Origin of the sequence: Mycobacterium sp. SMC-17 (genome assembly GCF_045310915.1) — a bacterium.
Taxonomy (GTDB): domain Bacteria; phylum Actinomycetota; class Actinomycetes; order Mycobacteriales; family Mycobacteriaceae; genus Mycobacterium.
Map to the genome: position 1 here is coordinate 38,164 of NZ_JBJIAK010000011.1, position 17,526 is coordinate 55,689.

Genomic DNA, 17,526 nt, shown 5'->3' on the forward strand with positions numbered 1-17,526 from the left:
TCAGACCGCTTGTGCCACCGGCAGTTTCGCTCCGCGCGCCGGCAGGTAGTGGCCGGACTTCACGGTCTGCCCGTAGCCCTCGACGAATTCGCCGTCGCGGAACACCACCTGGCCACCCACACCGGTCGCCACGACGGCGGCGTCACTGCGGTTGACCATGCGGCTCAGGCCGCCGTAGAACTCCACCGAATCCTCGTGGTACGCCTCGAGTCCGGCGTCGAGGCCGGCGGGATCGATCACCACGAAGTCGGCGCGCTCACCCTGACGCAGAGTGCCGGCCTCGAGACCGAACCAGTCGGCGACCTCACCGGTGAGCCGGTGCACGGCGTGCTCGGTGGTCATGAACGGGCGGCCGGCCTTGTCGGCGTCCTGCACGCGGCGCAGCATCCGCAGCGCGTAGTTGTAGAACGCCATGTTCCGAAGGTGCGCACCGGCATCCGAGAAGCCCATGTGCACCGACGGTTCGACGGCCAGCTTGTCGAGCTGCTTGGGACGGTGGTTGGCCACGATGGTGGTCCAGCGGGTGTTGCGTTCGCCGTGCTCGACCAGGACGTCGAGGAAGGCGTCGAGCGGGTGGATGCCGCGCTCGTCGGCGATCTGGCCAAAGCTCTTGCCGATCAACGACTTATCGGGGCATTCGACGATGGTCGAGTCGTGGAAGTCGCGGTGCCACAGGGTCGGGCCCAGCACCTTCTTGTCGAACGACTTCCGGAACCGGCGCCGGTACTCCGGGTCGGCCATCAGCTTGTTGCGCTCCAGCTGGTCACGCAGATGCAGCGCCGCGGTGCCCGCACCGAACTCCTCGAAAACCGGGAGATCGATTCCGTCCGAATACAATTCGAACGGCACCGGCAGGTGCTGGAAGCGGACCTTCGAGTTCAGGACCTTGTTGGCCAGGCGGGTCACCGGGCCCAGCAGGTACACCGCGCCGGGCGACGACTTGGCGTCGGCGGCCACCAAGAGGCTCATCCGCACGCCGCGGCGACGGCCGAACCAGCCACTGCTCTCGAGGAAGAAGTTCAGTGCCTCTTGCAGTTTGGCGACGTTGGGCGCGCTCTGCAGGATGCGGCCGCGCTTGCGCAGCACCTTGATCAGGCGGCGGCGCTCCCGCCAGGTGGCGAAGGTCGACGGCAGGGCGCGGGACCGGAAGCGGTCACCGTCGAGCTTGTCGATGGCGGCGTCCATGCCGGACATGCCGAGCATGCCGGCGTCCAGGGCCGCCTCGAGCCGCGACGCCATGGTCTCGAGCTCGGCGTTGGTCGGGGTGACGTTCGGGGTCGTCGCGCGGTCCAGGCCCAGCACCGAGGTGCGCAGATCGGAGTGACCCAGCAGCGAGCTGACATTCGGGCCGAGCGGCAGCGCCTCGAGCGCCTGCACATACTCGGCGGGACCGGACCACGACCGGTTCTGCTCGAGCGCACCGACGACGAACTTGCGCGGCACTGCCTCGACGCGGCTGAACAGATCGGCGGCGTCGTCGTTCTCGGCGTAGACGGTCGACAGCGAACACATGCCCAGCAGCACCGTCGTCACGCCGTGGCGGACGGACTCCCGCAGGCCCGGATCGAGGAGCACCTCGGCGTCGTAGTGGGTGTGCACGTCGATGAAGCCCGGCGTCACCCACTTGCCCTTGGCGTCGATGACGTCGGGGCAGCCCGTCTCATCAAGTGGTTGTGCCGACACCGTCGCGACGACGCCGTCGCGGATACCCAGGTTGCGCAGTTGCGGCGTGCGGCCGGTGCCGTCGAACCACAAGCCGTCTTTGACGATCACGTCGTAGGTCATGACGTGAGACTAGGACAGAAAGTGAGTGCTTACAATCTTTTTCTGCGTAATCGCAGGTCAGGGGCGGAAGAAGTCCACCGTCCGGGCCACGCCCTCGGCCAGCGCCACCTTGGGACTCCACCCCAGCACGGCACCGGCGCGGCTGATGTCCAGGCACGATTTCCGCAGGTCACCCAGGCGCGGCGGGTGGAACTCAGGAGCGTCCGGCACGCCGACGGCCGCGGCGATCGCGGTATGCAGCTGCGCCACCGACGTCTCGACCCCGGTACCGACGTTGAACCGCTGCCCGCCGCCGGCTTCCCCGCCGGCGCGGACGAAGGCGTCCACGACGTCGTCGACGAAGACGTAGTCGCGGGTGTCGGTGCCGTCACCGAAGATCTTGGTGGGCCGCCCGGCCAGCAGCGCCTGGCTGAAGATCGCGACCACGCCGGCTTCACCGTGCGGGTCCTGGCGCGGGCCGTAGACGTTGGCGGGCGCGATGTGCGAGCAGTCCAGCCCGTACAGGTTGCGGAACATGTTGAGGTAGACCTCGCCGCACACCTTGCTGGCCGCGTACGGGGACGACGGATCGACCGGCATGTCCTCGTTGGTCGGGTAGCCCGGCGGGACGCCGTAGATCGACCCGCCCGACGAGGTGTGGACGACCTTGCGCACGCCGTTGCTGCGCGCCGCCTCGGCCAGCCGCACGGTGCCGACGACGTTGACCCCGGCGTCGAACGGCGAGTCGGTCACCGACCGTGCGACGGAGATCTGCGCGGCCAGGTGGAAGATCACCTCGGGCTGCTCTTCGGCCACGATGGCGTGCAGATCGGCGTCGACGATGTCGGCCTTCACGAACTCGAATCGCTCGTTCTGCTCGGCCTGGGCGAGGTTGTCGACCTTGCCGCTGCTCAAGTCGTCGAGCCCGACGACGTCGTGTCCTTCGGACAGGAGCCGGTCGACGAGCGTCGATCCGATGAACCCGGCAGCACCAGTGACAAGTGTTCGCACGGCGCAACCATACCGACGGTTGCTGCGTGACGCCCCGTACAGTCGACAAGAGTGAACTGGGTCGCCCGAACCGCCGCCGCGCTGGTGGCGCTGCAGCTGATACTGCGGGCGGTCCTCGCATTCGGCGGCTACTTCTACTGGGACGACCTGATCCTGATCGGCCAGGCCGGCACCCATTCCCTGCTGTCGCCGGACTTCCTCTTCAATGACCACGACGGGCACGTCATGCCCGCCGGATTCCTGCTCGCCGGGGTGCTGACGCGACTGGCGCCGCTGACGTGGTTCTGGCCGGCCGTGAGCCTGGTGGTGCTGCAACTCGTCGCGTCCGTGGCGCTGGTGCGCGCCCTGCGCGTCATCCTCGGGTGGCGGCCGGTGCTGCTGGTGCCGCTGACGTTCGCACTGTTCACGCCGCTGGGGGTGCCGGCGTTCGCCTGGTGGTCGGCGGGGCTCAACGCGCTACCGATGGCGGCGGCCATGGCCTGGGTCTGCGCCGACGCCATCCTGCTGGTCCGCACCGGAAATCCGCGGTATGTGTGGAGCGGCTGCCTGGCCTACCTGGGCGGGCTGCTGTTCTTCGAGAAGTCCGCGGTGATCCCGTTCACCGCGTTCGGGGTGTGCTGGCTGTTGATGTACGTGACGGGGGCCGGCTCGCTGAAGACGGTGTGGCGCGCCGGCCTGCGGCTGTGGCTGGGGCTGCTGACCATCACGATCGGCTGGGTCGGCGTCTACCTGCTGGTGGTCAACCAGAAGCGCTGGACGCTGGACCTGGCGATGACGTGGGAGCTGCTGGCCCGGTCCGTCACGCACGGGCTGGTGCCGACGCTGGCCGGCGGGCCGTGGGACTGGCAGCGCTGGGCGCCGGCGTCCCCGTGGGCGACGCCCGGCCCGGTAGTAATGGTCCTCGGCTGGCTGGTTCTCGCCGCCGTGGTTGCGGTGTCGCTGCTGCGGAAGCGGCGACTGGGCCCGGTGTGGCTGGCGGCCGTGGGCTACGTGGTGGCGTGCCAGGTACCGATCTATCTGATGCGGTCGTCGAAGTTCACCGCCCTCGAGCTGGCACAGACGCTGCGTTATCTGTCCGATCTCGTCGTGGTGCTGGCGCTGCTGGCCGCCGTCGCGTTCTGCGCACCCAACCGGAGTACGCGGTTCGACGACTCCCCGCGGCGCCGCGTCGTTGTCGCTTGTGCCGCAACAGCATTCGTGGCCAGCAGCCTGTACTCGTGGGCGACGTTCCTGCCCAGCTGGCGCGACAACCCGACGCGCGCCTACCTCGTCAACGCCGAGGCAGCGCTGGGCCATGCGCCCCGCGGCGTGCCACTGCTGGACCAGGAGGTCGATCCCCTGGTGCTGCAACGCGTGGCATGGCCGCAGAACCTGGCCAGCCACATGTTCGCCTTGCTGCGCGACCGCCCCGAATTCGCTTCCAGCACAACCTCTTTACAGATGTTCACCGCGACCGGCCAGCTGGTACCGGCCCAGGTGACCTGGACCCGCACGATCGCCCCGGGACCGGCACCGAACTGCGGCTACCTGGTGCAGACCGACGCGCCGGTCACCATGCCGCTCGACGGCCCGCTGCTGCCGGCCGACTGGACCGCCGAGATCAACTACCTCGCCAACAGCGACGGGTCCCTGACCATGTCCCTGCCCGAGGGCCGCGAGGCCCGGGTGCCGGTACACCCCGGCCTGAACCGGGTGTTCGTCCGGCTACCCGGCGCCGGGGCCGCGATCCAGGTGAAGGCCAACACGTCGGCGCTGTCGGTGTGCGTCGCCTCCGGGCCGGTGGGATTCCTGGCGCCCAAATAGCCGCGCAAAAAACTGTCCCCTTCCGGGACGGTGCCCACTCCTACCTGTGTCAGCAAGTCCACAAGGGCCTGTGACCACAGGAAAAGGAGAACTCCCATGACCACCACCACCGGGACCGCAAACGGCAAGCGCATCGCACTGGCCGCGCTCATCGGCACGGCTGCGCTGTACGTGGCCCCGCTGGCGCTGACGACGCCCATCGCAAGCGCAGATTCCCTGGCCGAGCGCTGCACAAAAGGCAACGGCACCTTCGCCCTCGGGACGCGGTCGGACGGGTCGATCGTCGCGAGCTGCACCACGACCAACTCGGACGGCGTCAAAACCCAGTGCTCCGAAATCAATCACAAACCGCAGGGCTGCATCACCGTGCCGCGGACGGCTGTGAAAGGCCCCCACATCCCGACCGGTGACCTCGTCCCGGTTCAGGTCGATCGCTCCTGACCCCCGTCGTCCACCACCCCGAAAAGGAATCCAGCAATGAACACGAACTCGATGATCAAGCCGACATTGGCCGCCCTGCTGAGTGCTGCCGCGCTGTACGCCGTTCCGGCGATCCTGTCCGCGCCCGGCGCCAACGCCACGGTCGGCAGCGATTGCATGGGTTCGAACCAGACCTACGAATCCAAAGTCGCGGGCGGGCACTCCTACGAGGCCTGCACGACGACCGACAAGAACGGCGACAAGACGAAGTGCTCGTACGTCGACGGAAAAGCTCAGGGCTGCATCGCCGTCCCGATGCGCAAGCCGAAGTTCAACCTGGACCCGAGCGTGTTGACGCCGGTTACGGAGACGCCGTCCGCGGGCCCGCACGTGCAGCCCGAACAGCGCCGGTAGCGCAAAAAGTTGTGGAGCCACCCAGGGGAATCGAACCCCTGACCTATTCATTACGAGTGAATTGCTCTACCGACTGAGCTAGGGTGGCGCGCCCCACCGAGGCGGGGCGGGACGAGTCTACGGGACGCGTCCGGCGCAACCAAAGTCAGTTCCGTTGTCCGGCCCGCAGAGCCTGACCCATGGTCGCCACCATGGCGTCGACGGCGAACTTCGGCTTGACGTTGGTGGCCAGTGCCTCGCGGCAGGCCAGCACCGCCTCGATGCACCGCAGCAGCTGGTCGGCGGGCACGTGAGCGGCCATCGCGGCGGCCTTGTCACTCATGTCCGGATGGTTGGCGGCGGCCACGCCCGTCGCGCCCGACGACACCAGCAGCGCATCACGGAAATAGGTGGCCAGGTCGATCAGCGCGCGGTCCAGCGCGTCGCGCGACGCCCGGGTCTGCCGCGACTTCTGCCGCTTCTCGAGGTCCTTCAGAGCGCCCGCGGCGCCCCGCAGTGCCCCCGCCGCGCCCTTACCGGTACCACCGGCGCCCAGCGCGGTCTTGAGCTCCTCGGTCTCGGCCTCGTTGCGGCCGGCCGTCAACGCGACGGCCTCGGTCTCGGCGGCCGCGACCAGCTCCTCCACGGCCGCGTACGCGCGCGCCGGCGTCGCGGCATCGCGGGCGAGGCCCAGGGCCCGCTCCCGGCGTGATCGCGCGTCCGGATCGGTCGCAAGGCGGCGCGCCCGGCCGACGTGTCCCCCGCTGACCGACGCCGCCCAGCGCGCGTCGGCCTCGGACAGCCCGTCGTTGTCCATGAGTACCTGCGCGATGGCGTCGGCCCGCGGCGTCGTCAACGCCACGTGCCGGCACCGCGACCGCAGCGTCACCGCGATGTCCTCGGGATCGACCGACGGCGCGCACAGCAGGAACACCGTCGACGGCGGCGGCTCCTCGACGACCTTCAGCAGCGCGTTGGCGGCGCCCTCGGTGAGCCGGTCGGCGTCTTCGACGACGACGATCTGCCAGCGGCCGGTGCCGGGCCGCCGGGACGCGGTCTGCACGATGGCGCGCATCTCGTCGACACCGATCGACAGCCCCTCGGGAATCACGCGCCGGACGTCGGCGTGCGTGCCCGCCATGGTCGTCGTACACGCGCGGCAGGCGCCGCACCCCGGACCGCCTTCGGCGGCCTCCGCAGTGCACTGCAGCGCCGCCGCAAAGCACACCGCGGCGATGGACCGGCCCGAACCGGGCGGCCCCGTGATCAACCACGCATGCGTCATGCTGCCGGTTGTGAGCCCGCTGTGAGCCGAATCACCCCGGGCCGCCCGCGCTGCGGCCACCAACTCGGCTTCCACGGCATCCTGGCCGACCAAACGCGAGAAAACTCCGCTCATCGCGCCCCACAGTAACCGGCGCGGACGACACGAACCTGCGCGCAGCGGCAATATCCGTCGCCCTGGCCGGATACGGTTAGCGGGTGGCCACCGATGTAGAGCGCATCGGGCGAATCAGGGGGTTCGTCCGATGGGTGGCGCGCACCCCGTGGCCGGTGTTCACGCTGAGCCTGCTGCAGGCCGACATCATCGGCGCCCTGTTCGTTCTGGGCTTCCTGCGGTTCGGTCTGCCGGCCGAAGATCGCATCCAGCTGCAGGACCTGCCGGCGGTGAACCTGGCGGTGTTCCTGGCCGTCCTGTTCGTCTCGTTCGTGGTGGCGGCCTGGCTGAGTCTGCGGCTGCTGATCCCCGTGATCCGCTGGCAACGGCGCGACACGCTGCACGGCGACGCCGACGACCCCGCATTCACCGAGCTGGCCCGCACCCGGGCGCTCAAGATGCCGTACTACCGGACGCTGATCAGCGTCGGGAACTGGTTCCTCGGCTCGGTGGTGTTCATCATCGCCAGCTGGCCGGTGGCGAGCCGCTCGGCGCCGTTCGTCGCCGTGGCCAGCGCGCTCGGCGCCACCGCCACCGCGATCATCGGCTACCTGCAGTCCGAGCGCGTGCTGCGCCCCGTCGCGGTCGCGGCGCTGCGCGACGGCGTGCCCGAGAACTTCCGGGCCCCCGGCGTCATCCAGCGCCAGGTCCTGACCTGGGTGCTGTCGACGGGCGTGCCGCTGCTGGCCATCATCGTGGCCCGGCTGGCCGGCCAGTACACGACCTTCATCGCCCAGAACGACCAGCTCAACACCCCCATCCTGCTGCTGGCGATCACCGCGCTGGCCGTCGGCCTGGCCGGCAACGTCCTGGTCGCCATGTCCATCGCCGACCCGCTGCGCCAGCTGCGCTGGGCCCTGGGTGAGGTGCAGCGCGGTAACTACAACGCGCACATGCAGATCTACGACGCCAGCGAGCTGGGCCTGCTGCAGGCCGGGTTCAACGACATGGTGCGCGACCTGTCCGAGCGGCAGCGCCTGCGCGACCTGTTCGGCCGCTACGTCGGCGAGGACGTCGCGCGCCGCGCCCTGGAGCGCGGCACCGAGCTGGGCGGCCAGGAACGCGACGTCGCGGTGCTGTTCATCGACCTGATCGGGTCGACGCAGCTGGCGTCGACGCGGCCCGCCGCCGAGGTGGTGTCGATCCTCAACGAGTTCTTCCGGATCATCGTCGACACCGTGAACCGGCACGGCGGGTTCGTCAACAAGTTCCAGGGTGACGCGGCGCTGGCCATCTTCGGCGCCCCCATCGAGCACCCGGACGCCTCCGGTGCCGCGCTGGCCGCGTCCCGTGATCTGCACGACGAACTGGTGACGGTGCTGGGCACCACGGAGTTCGGTATCGGCGTATCGGCGGGCCGCGCCATCGCCGGCCACATCGGCGCGCTGGCCCGCTTCGAGTACACCGTGATCGGCGACCCGGTGAACGAGGCCGCCCGCCTGACCGAGCTCGCCAAGCTCGAAGAGGGCCACGTGTTGGCATCGGCGATCGCGGTCAGCGGTGCGCTGGACGCCGAGGCACTGTGCTGGGACGTCGGCGAGACCGTCGAGCTGCGCGGCCGGTCCGCGCCCACACAGCTGGCGCGGCCGCTGTCGCTGGCGTCGCCGCGGCCGGCTCCCGAAACCGAAGCCGCCAGCTAGGCCGGACGCCGATCAAGCAGCGAGGTACGAGCTGCGTTGAGAAGTCCGGCAAATGTGCCTAGGCCTTCTTCGCGGCGGCCTTCTTCGCCGGCGCCTTCTTGGCGGCCGTCTTCTTCGCCGCCGTCTTCTTGGCAGCGGTCTTCTTCGCCGCCTTCTTCACCGGACCACGAGCGCGCCTGTCCGACAACAACTCCGAGGCCCGCTCGTCGGTGATCGACATGACGTCGTCGCCCTTGCGCAGGCTGGCGTTGGTCTCACCGTCGGTGACGTACGGACCGAAGCGGCCGTCCTTGATGACCATCGGCTTGCCCGACACCGGATCGGTGCCCAGCTCACGCAGCGGCGGCGTGGCAGCGCCCTGGCGCCCACGGCGTTTCGGCTCGGCGTAGATCTTCAGCGCCTCTTCGAGCGTGACGGTGAACATCTGCTCTTCGGTGGCCAGTGAGCGAGAATCGCTGCCGCGCTTGAGGTATGGGCCGTAGCGGCCGTTCTGCGCGGTGATCTCCTCGTTGCTCTCCGGATCGACACCGACGACGCGAGGCAACGACAGCAGCTTCAGCGCGTCCTCGAGCGTGACGGTCTCCAGATCCATTGAGCGCAACAGAGATCCGGTCCGCGGCTTGGGGCCGACGGGCTTCTTGGTCTTCTTCGCACCGGTGCCGGCATCCGGCTCCTCCGGCGGCGCCGGCAGCACCTCGGTGACGTACGGGCCGTAACGCCCGTCCTTGGCGACGATCTCGTGCCCGGTCTCCGGGTCGACACCGAGCACCCGGCCCTCTTGCGGTGTGGCGAAGAGCTTTTCGGCCAGCTCGAGGGTCAGCTCGTCGGGCGTCAGATCGTCATTGAGGTTGGCGCGCTGCGGTTTCAGCTCACCGGGGTTCTCCTCATCGGCGATCATGCGCTCGAGGTACGGCCCGTTGCGACCGACGCGGACGTTGATGGCTCGGCCTTCGGCGTCGTCGAACAGCTTGATGGAGTTGACTTCTCGCGCGTCGATGCCTTCGAGGTTGACGCCGACGAGCTTCTTCAGGCCACCCTCGCGGGCCACCGAGCCCTCGACGCCGTGGTCGCCGCCGAAGTAGAAGTTGGTCAGCCAGTTGGTGCGCTGCTCGTTGCCGGCGGCGATCTCGTCGAGTTCGTCCTCCATGGCGGCGGTGAAGTCGTAGTCGACCAGGCGCCCGAAGTGCTGCTCGAGCAGCCCGACGACCGCGAACGCCACCCAGGCCGGCACCAGGGCGCTGCCCTTCTTATAGATATAGCCGCGGTCCTGGATGGTCTTGATGATCGACGAGTACGTCGACGGGCGACCGATGCCCAGGTCTTCCAGCGCCTTGATCAGCGAGGCCTCGGTGTACCGGGCCGGCGGATTGGTGGTGTGCCCGTCGGCGGTGAGCTCGGCGGCATCCACGCGCTGACCCTGGGTCAGATTGGGCAGGCGGCTCTCGGCGTCGTCGGCCTCGCCCCCGGCCTGTTCGTCGAGGCTCTCGACGTAGGCCTTGAGGAAGCCGGCGAAGGTGATGGTGCGGCCGGAAGCGCTGAACACCACCTGTTCGCCCGTGCGGGCCTGGCCGGAAATACGGAGAGAAAGCGTCGTGCCGCGGGCGTCGGCCATCTGTGAGGCGACGGTGCGCTGCCAGATCAGCTCGTACAGCCGGAACTCGTCGGTGTCCAGGGCGCCGTGCAACTGGCCCGGCGTCTGGAACACGTCACCGGCGGGCCGGATGGCCTCGTGTGCCTCTTGGGCGTTCTTGACCTTGCGGGTGTACTGCCGCGGCGTCGGATGCACGTACTCGGGGCCGTACAGCTGCCCGGCCTGGGTGCGCGCGGCGTTGATCGCCGACTCCGACAACGTCGTGGAGTCGGTACGCATGTAGGTGATGTAGCCGTTCTCGTACAGCCGCTGCGCGATGCTCATGGTGCGCTCGGAGGAGAACCGCAGCTTGCGGCCGGCTTCCTGCTGCAGCGTCGAGGTCATGAACGGGGCGTAGGGCTTGCGCGTGTACGGCTTCTGCTCCACCGAGCTGACGGTCAGCGACTCGCCGCGCAGTCCGGCGGCCAGGGCGCCCGCCGCGGCCTCGTCGAGCACCAGCACCTCGTCGGGCTTCTTGACCGCGCCGAGCGAGTCGAAATCGCGGCCCGTGGCGACGCGCCGGCCGTCGACGGTGTTGAGCTTGGCGGTGAACTTGGGCGGGGACGCCTCGGGGTCGGAGACGCTGGCGTCCAGTTCCGCCGTGACGTCCCAGTAGCCGGCGCTGCGGAACGCCATACGTTCCCGCTCGCGCTGCACGATGATCCGGGTCGCGACCGACTGCACACGGCCGGCCGACAGCTTCGGCGCGACCTTCTTCCACAGCACGGGACTGACCTCGTAGCCGTAGAGCCGGTCGAGGATACGACGGGTCTCCTGCGCGTCGACCAGGGCGATGTCCAGGTCGCGCGGGTTCTCGGCGGCGGCCAGGATGGCGGGCTCGGTGATCTCATGGAACACCATGCGCCGGACCGGCACCTTGGGCTTGAGCGTCTCGAGCAGGTGCCACGCGATGGCCTCCCCCTCGCGGTCACCGTCCGTCGCGAGGTAGAGCTCGTCGACACCCTTGAGCAGGTCCTTGAGCTCGGTGACCGTGGCCTTCTTGTCGGGGCTGACGATGTAGAGCGGCTCGAAGTTGTCGTCGACGTTCACGCCGAGGCGCGCCCAGGGCTCACCTTTATATTTGGCCGGCACGTCCGCGGCGTTGCGCGGGAGGTCGCGAATGTGTCCGCGCGACGATTCGACGACATAGTTGGAGCCGAGGTAACCGGCAATCTTGCGCGCCTTGGTAGGCGACTCGACTATGACGAGTCGCCGGACCCGGCTGCCGCTACCGGCACCATCGAGGTCAGCCACCGTATCTATACGCTCCACTTCTTGGTCGGCACTAGGACACCGAATGAATGCCTAACGGTCATCCGGTTCCAAGGCAAGTCACAATTTGACACTCCGCGCGAGCCTACGCAAACCGGATGCGGCCAAAATATACGGGCTGCATCCCCTAAATCCGGGGCCATTGGAGAAACGCCTCCGTGAACCCGGGCGGCTCGCCCACGTTCTCTACCAGGCGCAACAACCTCCGACGGCCGCTGATCCGCAGGGCCGGATGGTGACCCCGCGTCCCGATCAGGGTCGGCGCGATACCGACTCGCATAAGTGCCGACGCCAACGTCGAATGGGTATCCGGTGCGTGCGGATCCAAACCCAACAGGTAGCCGTTCGGTTCCGCGGTACCCGCGGCCAGCACCCACGCGCGCAGCTCCCGGGGGCCCGGCAACCACCCGTCGGGCACGGTTTTGACCGCACCGCGCGTCCAGTCCTGCGCCATCCGGGCCAGCCGGGCGTCGGCCTCGGTGCGCACCAGCGGCGTCTTCTCGTCGGTGTGGGTGATCTCGGGCTTCAGGCCCGCCTCGGCGATCATCTCGGCCAGCGCCTCGGCCCGCCACAACGCGTCGACGACGACGGAGAGCCGGACTCTGGCTTCCCCAGCCATCACCACCTGTCCCGGCGCGGCGAGCAACCCGGTCAGGTCGGCGACCGCAGGCGGCACCGACTCGGCCGAGAAGAAGGACAGCTGACTCACCCTGCCGACAGTAGGCCAGCTCACACCAAAAGGCAGGGAGGCCGGGCGCGACCTACCCGGCGATGCGAAACGCCCCCACTTCGTCGCTGACGATGCGGGGGCGTTCGACGGAGTCTGTGAACCTCAGACGGTGCGGACGTTCAGAGCCTGCGGACCCTTGGGGCTCTGCTCGATCTCGAAGTCGACCTTCTGATTCTCCTCAAGGGTGCGGAACCCGTTGGATTGAATCTGCTTGTAGTGGACGAAGACGTCGCCTCCGCCGCCTTCCTGCTCAATGAAGCCGTAACCCTTCTCCGGGTTGAACCACTTCACAGTCCCCTGTGGCATTTGTCCTTCATTTCCTTCTGTTACTGCGGGTGCGGTCCACCGAGTCTTCCGGCGTACCGGGAACGCAGGCGACGTTCCCGGGTGCGGACACACGAACACAGAAGCTGCGACCAAGATCAGTCAACCATGTTCCACGCTGCCGCAACAGTCGCACAGCGAACTGTGGTTAACAATTCATCTTGTGACGCAGGGACAGTCGAACTTCGGCCGCACGCTGTTGTCGGCTGCGCTGGACGGCACGCCGGCCGGCGAGCAGCCGCTGCGGCACGTCGCCGACCTGCCGCCGCGACAGGCGCGCCGAATGCCCTGGCCCACTTGGGTTGGCGCCGAGGTGGCGCAGGCCTTCACCGATCGTGGTGTGGCACAGCCGTGGTCGCACCAGGTGGCCGCGGCCGAGTTGGCACATGCCGGGCGGCATGTGGTGATCGCGACGGGCACGGCGTCCGGTAAATCCCTGGCCTACCAACTGCCGATCCTGCATGCGTTGCAAACCGATGCGCACGCCCGCGCCCTGTACCTGTCCCCCACCAAGGCGCTGGGCCACGACCAGTTGCGGGCCGCGCAGTCGCTGTGCGCCACGATTCCCGGCCTCAGCAACACCGCACCGTCCGCCTACGACGGCGACAGCTCAACCGAGGCAAGGCAATTCGCCCGGGAGCGATCCCGATGGATCTTCTCGAATCCCGACATGGTGCACCTGTCCCTGCTGCGCAACCATTCCCGGTGGGCGGTGTTCCTGCGGCAGCTCGAGTACGTCGTGATCGACGAATGCCACTACTACCGCGGCATTTTCGGTTCCAATGTCGCGATGGTGCTGCGCCGGCTGCTACGGCTGTGCGACCGGTACGGGTCCGCACCCACGGTGGTGTTCGCCAGCGCGACCACGGCCGCCCCGGCGCAGACGGCGTCCGAGCTGCTCGGCCAGACCGTCACCGCCATCACCGAGGACGGCTCGCCGCACGGCGGCCGCACGGTGGCGCTGTGGGAGCCCGCGCTGCTCACCGATCTGATCGGCGAGAACGGTGCCCCGGTGCGCCGGGCCGCGGGCACCGAGGCCTCGCGCGTGATGGCCGACCTGATCGCCGAAGGCGCCCGCACCCTGACCTTCGTCCGTTCGCGCATCGGCGCCGAGTTGACGGCGCTGGGCGCGCGGGCCCGGCTGGAGAACGTCGCACCCGACCTGGCCCCGCTGGTGGCGTCGTACCGCGCGGGGTATCTCGCCGAGGACCGCCGGGCGCTGGAACATGCACTGACGGAAGGCGAATTGCGTGGCCTGGCGACCACGAACGCGCTGGAACTCGGCGTCGACATCGCCGGACTGGACGCGGTGGTGCTGGCCGGGTTCCCCGGCACGGTGGCGTCCTTCTGGCAGCAGGCCGGCCGGGCCGGACGGCGCGGTCAGAGCGCGCTGATCGTGCTGATCGCGCGCGACGACCCGCTCGACACCTATCTGGTGCACCATCCCGCCGCGCTGCTCGACAAACCCATCGAGCGGATCGTCATCGATCCCGCCAATCCCTTCGTGCTGTCCCCGCAATTACTGTGCGCGGCAACCGAACTCCCACTGACCCCGGCCGAGGTGCGGATGTGGGACGCCGAAGCGGTGGCCGAATCCCTCGTCGACGACGGCCTGCTGCGCAAGCGTCCCGCCGGCTACTTCCCGGCGCCCGGCGTGGATCCGCATCCCGCCGTGGACATCCGGGGCTCGTCCGGCGGGCAGATCGCCATCCTGGAGTCCGGAACCGGACGCATGCTGGGCAGCACCGGCGCCGGGCAGGCACCGGCCTCGGTGCATCCGGGCGCCGTCCACCTGCACCAGGGTGAGACGTTCCTGGTCGACGCACTCGACTTCGAGGCCGGCGTCGCCTTCGTGCACGCCGAGGATCCCGGGTACACCACGTCGGCCCGGGAGGTCACCGATATCAGCGTGCGCGGTACCGGAGAGATCCACCGGTTCGGGCCCGTCGCCATCGGCCTGGTCCCGGTGTCGGTGTCCAACACCGTCGTGGGCTTCCTGCGCCGGGCCATGGACGGCACCGTGCTCGATTTCGTCGACCTGGACATGCCGACCCGCACGCTGGACACCATGGCGGTCATGTGCACCATGACCCCGGAGATATTGCTGGACAAGGGGATTGATCCGCTGCGCGTACCCGGTGCACTGCACGCTGCCGAGCATGCCGCGATAGGCCTGCTGCCGCTGGTGGCCAGCTGCGACCGGGGCGACATCGGTGGGGTGTCGACCGCGGCCGGCCCCGCCCCCGGCGACTTGTCCGGCCTGCCAACGATTTTCGTGTACGACGGCTATCCGGGCGGCGCCGGGTTCGCCGACCGCGGGTTCCGGCAGCTGTCCACCTGGTGGGCCGCGACGGCCGCGGCGATCGCCGCGTGTGAGTGCCGTCACGGTTGCCCCTCCTGTGTGCAATCGCCCAAGTGCGGCAACGCGAACGATCCCCTGGACAAAGCCGGTGCTGTCCAGGTACTTCGCCTGGTAGTGGACACTTTGGCAGCCCACGGCAGGTAGGCGGCAGGCCGCAGCCGGGCAGAGCAAAGAGCGCCGAAACGGATAAACTACGACCATGACGGACGACTGGCTCCTCGTCGAGACCCTCGGCGCCGAACCTGCCGTCGTCGCGTTGGGGCAGCAAACCCAGGACATGGTTCCCATCAGCACTTTCCTGCGGCGCAACGCGAGTCTGATGGCCATCCAGTCGGCGATCGGGGAAACCGTCCGCGCGGGCCTGCCACTGACGAGCATCACACCCAAGAGCGACCGGGTGATCCGGACCGAAGTGGTGCAGATGACCGACGGCCGCATCCATGGCGTCCATGTCTGGGTCGGCGCTCCCGATGCCGACCCACCGGACCGGATGATCCCCGGTCCTCTGAAGTGGGACCTGACCAACGGCATCGCGACCGACACCATGGAGTCGCTGGCCAACAGCGGCCTCAACCCGGCGGCCGAGGCCACCCACGGCCGGGCGTTCGCCGACGACCTGCAGACCCGCAAGCTCAACCCGAACGAGGCGCGGGTCATCTCGGCCGTGCTCAAACCCGAACCGGGCCAAACCTTCACCAGCACTTGGGAAATGACCGACTTCCGGGGCCGGCCCATCAGCGTCGGATTCGCCGCGCGGGTGCTCAACGAGCCCGACGAGGACGACCGAGATCGGCTGATCTGCCGGGCCATGAACTGGCGCGGCGTGCGCGACACTTCGGCGGCCACCCCGCTCGACCGGGCGCAGCAGCTCGCGGGCGGCCCGGCCGTTCCCGGCGTGTACCGGGCCTTGGTCGATCTGAACACCTGGAAGCTCATCAAGTGGGTCGACGAGCCCTGTCCGCTCTTCGACTGGAGCGCCGACGCGACGTCCGAAACCGTGGTGCACCCCAACGAGATCGCCGAGATGGCCGTCATGACGGTCGAATTCGGCAGCGGACCGACATCGCGGGTGCTCCGGTTGCGCGCCAACGACGGCGGGTGGGTGCCGATTCACGTCACCGCGCACCGGCTCCAGGTCGCCGACGACACCTTCGCCGGCCTGCTGTCCCTGCGACTGCCCACCTACGGAGAGCTGGCGGCAGCCGGGGACCGGCTGAACGACGACGTGCCGGAATCCTGACCCAGACGAGTTCTATTCGGCGCCAGCCGGATTCGACCCGTCGAACGGCAGCAGGCGCCGCGCACCCGGCCCTTCGGCGGCGAGCGTGTCGCCGGGGTTGATGACCAGACAATGGTTGAGCGAGATACACCCGCACCCGATGCACTGGTCCATCTCGGACTGCAGCCGCTCCAATTCGAGCTGCCGTTCACGCAGTTGCGCCCGCCACCGCTTGTTGAGCCTGGTCCAGTCGCGCAATGACGGCATCCGGTCGTCGGGCAGCGTCTGAAAGTGCTCGGCCACCTCACTGAGCGGAATGCCGAGCCGCTTCGCCACCTGGATGACGGCGATGCGGCGCTCGAGGTGACGCGGGTACAACCGCGTCCCGCCCGACGTGCGTTCGGGGTGGATCAGCCCCTTTCGCTCGTAGAAGTGCAACGCGGACGCGGAGACTCCCGTCCGCTTGACGATCTCCCCGATGGTCAGGAGGTCGGTCGGACCCATACGCTTGATCTCAACCATAGTTGAGATTCTACGGTAGTGACATGGCAAGTGACACAACGACCGATCGGCCCGGGTGGGGTGACCTCTTCTTCTGCGTCCTCCTGATCGTTGTGACCATCGCGCTGCCGTCAGCCTGGCCCGGCGCGGGCCCGGCCGTGCGCGTCGCCGAGGTGCCAGCGACCGAATCGCACCGGCACCTCCACGTCGACCACCACATCCAGCCGCTGCACCGCGCAGTTACCAACCCGGCTGCCCATGGCTTCGGCAACCGCGACCGCCCGGCCACAGGACTGACTGGGTCCGGCAACCAGTGCGCCCGCGGCGGCGAGTGCGGCCAGGTCGGCCGCTGACTGGGCGCGATGCCGGCCGATCACCGCGGCGCCCACGGCGGCAGCCCCCGTCATGAGCCCGATCAGCACCACGATGAGCGCGACCGCGAACACCGTCGCCGAGCCCCGTTCGTCACGCACCAGGTTCGGGTGCCGCCACGGCCTCGGCCCCCACGGTGACGCCGGGCAGCAACGGTGCGGGAACGCGGACCCGCGCGACGATTCGCCCGCCGTCGCGTCGCACCTCAACCGAGGCCCCGTCCGGGCCGGTGCGCCGGGCCGTGTCGACGGCGGCACGGTCGTCACCGCGGGCCGCGAGACGGGCCGCTTCCCGGGCCGCGTCGATGCAGCGCACCTGCGCCGAGACCGCGCCGAGCCCACCGATACCGAGCACTGCGACCGCGATGAGTGCGGCAACCGAGAACGCCGCCTCGACCGTGACGCCACCCCGGTCATCACTTGGTGGTGAGGGCACGGGCGATGATGTTGGTCAGGGCGCTGACAATCGAGTCCCCCGTGACCACCGTGTAGAGGATGGCGCCGAACGCCGCAGCCGCCACCGTCCCGATGGCATATTCGACGGTCGACATCCCGCTCTCGTCGGTGAGCAGCATGGTCACGCGGGCCTCGAGCGCGCGAAAGCTGTTCATCTTCATGGTTTTTCCTCCCCTTGTTGCGATCAGTTGT

Annotated in this window: 15 protein-coding genes, 1 tRNA gene and 1 pseudogene; 6 read left to right on the plus strand and 11 right to left on the minus strand. The window is 68.8% G+C overall.

Translation table 11 applies throughout. The annotated features are described in order from the left end of the window. Together ACJH7A_RS09780 and ACJH7A_RS09785 are read right to left on the minus strand one after the other, a co-directional pair. Complete coding sequence (locus tag ACJH7A_RS09780; RefSeq protein ID WP_212807312.1) at positions 1–1,785, minus strand: amidohydrolase family protein; 1,785 nt, start codon at positions 1,783–1,785, stop codon at positions 1–3. A gap of 57 nt (positions 1,786–1,842) precedes the next feature. After that, complete coding sequence (locus ACJH7A_RS09785) at positions 1,843–2,775, minus strand: NAD-dependent epimerase/dehydratase family protein (protein WP_212807313.1); 933 nt, start codon at positions 2,773–2,775, stop codon at positions 1,843–1,845. On the opposite strand from ACJH7A_RS09785, the pseudogene ACJH7A_RS09790 reads away from it, so the two are divergent. The 3 genes and pseudogenes from ACJH7A_RS09790 to ACJH7A_RS09800 all read left to right on the plus strand — a co-directional run bounded on the left by ACJH7A_RS09790 (position 2,741) and on the right by ACJH7A_RS09800 (position 5,412). Further along, positions 2,741–4,578: pseudogene (locus ACJH7A_RS09790) on the plus strand (hypothetical protein). The gene ACJH7A_RS09785 and the pseudogene ACJH7A_RS09790 overlap by 35 nt on opposite strands. A gap of 96 nt (positions 4,579–4,674) precedes the next feature. Further along, on the plus strand, positions 4,675–5,019 hold the full coding sequence (locus ACJH7A_RS09795) for a hypothetical protein (protein ID WP_029118980.1): 345 nt from the start codon (positions 4,675–4,677) through the stop codon (positions 5,017–5,019). Between the two features lie 36 nt (positions 5,020–5,055). Further along, entirely contained in the window at positions 5,056–5,412 is a 357-nt protein-coding gene (locus ACJH7A_RS09800) for a hypothetical protein (RefSeq protein WP_212807315.1), read from the plus strand. Positions 5,413–5,424: 12 nt separating this feature from the next. On the opposite strand, the gene ACJH7A_RS09805 is transcribed toward ACJH7A_RS09800, so the two are convergent. Both ACJH7A_RS09805 and ACJH7A_RS09810 read right to left on the minus strand, forming a co-directional pair. Next, positions 5,425–5,500: transfer RNA gene (locus ACJH7A_RS09805), tRNA-Thr, on the minus strand. A gap of 57 nt (positions 5,501–5,557) precedes the next feature. After that, positions 5,558–6,790: a DNA polymerase III subunit delta' gene (locus tag ACJH7A_RS09810; RefSeq protein ID WP_346415078.1), complete on the minus strand. Its 1,233-nt coding sequence runs from the start codon at positions 6,788–6,790 to the stop codon at positions 5,558–5,560. A gap of 83 nt (positions 6,791–6,873) precedes the next feature. On the opposite strand from ACJH7A_RS09810, the gene ACJH7A_RS09815 reads away from it, so the two are divergent. After that, positions 6,874–8,469: an adenylate/guanylate cyclase domain-containing protein gene (locus tag ACJH7A_RS09815; RefSeq protein ID WP_346415079.1), complete on the plus strand. Its 1,596-nt coding sequence runs from the start codon at positions 6,874–6,876 to the stop codon at positions 8,467–8,469. Between the two features lie 58 nt (positions 8,470–8,527). On the opposite strand, the gene topA is transcribed toward ACJH7A_RS09815, so the two are convergent. The 3 genes from topA to ACJH7A_RS09830 form a co-directional block, all read right to left on the minus strand. Further along, entirely contained in the window at positions 8,528–11,353 is a 2,826-nt protein-coding gene (gene topA, locus ACJH7A_RS09820) for a type I DNA topoisomerase (protein ID WP_212807318.1), read from the minus strand. Positions 11,354–11,498: 145 nt separating this feature from the next. Beyond that, positions 11,499–12,080 carry a hypothetical protein gene (locus ACJH7A_RS09825; protein ID WP_212807319.1) on the minus strand — a complete coding sequence of 194 codons (582 nt, stop codon included), beginning with the start codon at positions 12,078–12,080 and terminating at the stop codon, positions 11,499–11,501. A 123-nt stretch (positions 12,081–12,203) separates the two neighbouring features. After that, positions 12,204–12,407: a cold-shock protein gene (locus ACJH7A_RS09830; RefSeq protein WP_020100960.1), complete on the minus strand. Its 204-nt coding sequence runs from the start codon at positions 12,405–12,407 to the stop codon at positions 12,204–12,206. 181 nt (positions 12,408–12,588) lie between these two features. Here ACJH7A_RS09830 and ACJH7A_RS09835 point away from each other — a divergent pair, with 181 nt between their 5' ends. Further along, positions 12,589–14,931 carry a DEAD/DEAH box helicase gene (locus tag ACJH7A_RS09835; RefSeq protein WP_346415080.1) on the plus strand — a complete coding sequence of 781 codons (2,343 nt, stop codon included), beginning with the start codon at positions 12,589–12,591 and terminating at the stop codon, positions 14,929–14,931. A 55-nt stretch (positions 14,932–14,986) separates the two neighbouring features. Beyond that, on the plus strand, positions 14,987–16,027 hold the full coding sequence (locus tag ACJH7A_RS09840) for a PAS domain-containing protein (protein ID WP_406801851.1): 1,041 nt from the start codon (positions 14,987–14,989) through the stop codon (positions 16,025–16,027). A 12-nt stretch (positions 16,028–16,039) separates the two neighbouring features. Here ACJH7A_RS09840 and soxR read toward each other — a convergent pair whose 3' ends face one another. The 4 genes from soxR to ACJH7A_RS09860 all read right to left on the minus strand — a co-directional run bounded on the left by soxR (position 16,040) and on the right by ACJH7A_RS09860 (position 17,495). Further along, entirely contained in the window at positions 16,040–16,528 is a 489-nt protein-coding gene (soxR, locus tag ACJH7A_RS09845; RefSeq protein WP_346415082.1) for a redox-sensitive transcriptional activator SoxR, read from the minus strand. A gap of 110 nt (positions 16,529–16,638) precedes the next feature. After that, positions 16,639–16,980 (minus strand): Rv3654c family TadE-like protein, encoded by a 342-nt coding sequence (locus ACJH7A_RS09850; RefSeq protein ID WP_346415083.1) that lies wholly within the window; start codon positions 16,978–16,980, stop codon positions 16,639–16,641. Next, the gene (locus tag ACJH7A_RS09855) at positions 16,973–17,314 is read right to left on the minus strand and encodes a TadE family type IV pilus minor pilin (RefSeq protein ID WP_346415084.1); all 342 of its coding nucleotides are present in this window, start codon (positions 17,312–17,314) and stop codon (positions 16,973–16,975) included. The genes ACJH7A_RS09850 and ACJH7A_RS09855 overlap by 8 nt, the downstream gene beginning before the upstream one ends. After that, on the minus strand, positions 17,295–17,495 hold the full coding sequence (locus tag ACJH7A_RS09860) for a DUF4244 domain-containing protein (RefSeq protein ID WP_406774071.1): 201 nt from the start codon (positions 17,493–17,495) through the stop codon (positions 17,295–17,297). Before ACJH7A_RS09860 ends, ACJH7A_RS09855 begins: the two co-directional genes overlap by 20 nt. Between the last annotated feature and the right edge of the window lie 31 nt (positions 17,496–17,526).

Coding starts and splice junctions, on each gene's coding strand:
- ACJH7A_RS09780 (WP_212807312.1), bottom strand. CDS start 1,785: ATGACCTACGACGTGATCGTCAAAGACGGCTTGTGGTTCGACGGCACC.
- ACJH7A_RS09795 (WP_029118980.1), top strand. CDS start 4,675: ATGACCACCACCACCGGGACCGCAAACGGCAAGCGCATCGCACTGGCC.
- ACJH7A_RS09800 (WP_212807315.1), top strand. CDS start 5,056: ATGAACACGAACTCGATGATCAAGCCGACATTGGCCGCCCTGCTGAGT.
- ACJH7A_RS09810 (WP_346415078.1), bottom strand. CDS start 6,790: ATGAGCGGAGTTTTCTCGCGTTTGGTCGGCCAGGATGCCGTGGAAGCC.
- ACJH7A_RS09830 (WP_020100960.1), bottom strand. CDS start 12,407: ATGCCACAGGGGACTGTGAAGTGGTTCAACCCGGAGAAGGGTTACGGC.
- ACJH7A_RS09840 (WP_406801851.1), top strand. CDS start 14,987: ATGACGGACGACTGGCTCCTCGTCGAGACCCTCGGCGCCGAACCTGCC.
- soxR (WP_346415082.1), bottom strand. CDS start 16,528: ATGGTTGAGATCAAGCGTATGGGTCCGACCGACCTCCTGACCATCGGG.
- ACJH7A_RS09860 (WP_406774071.1), bottom strand. CDS start 17,495: ATGAAGATGAACAGCTTTCGCGCGCTCGAGGCCCGCGTGACCATGCTG.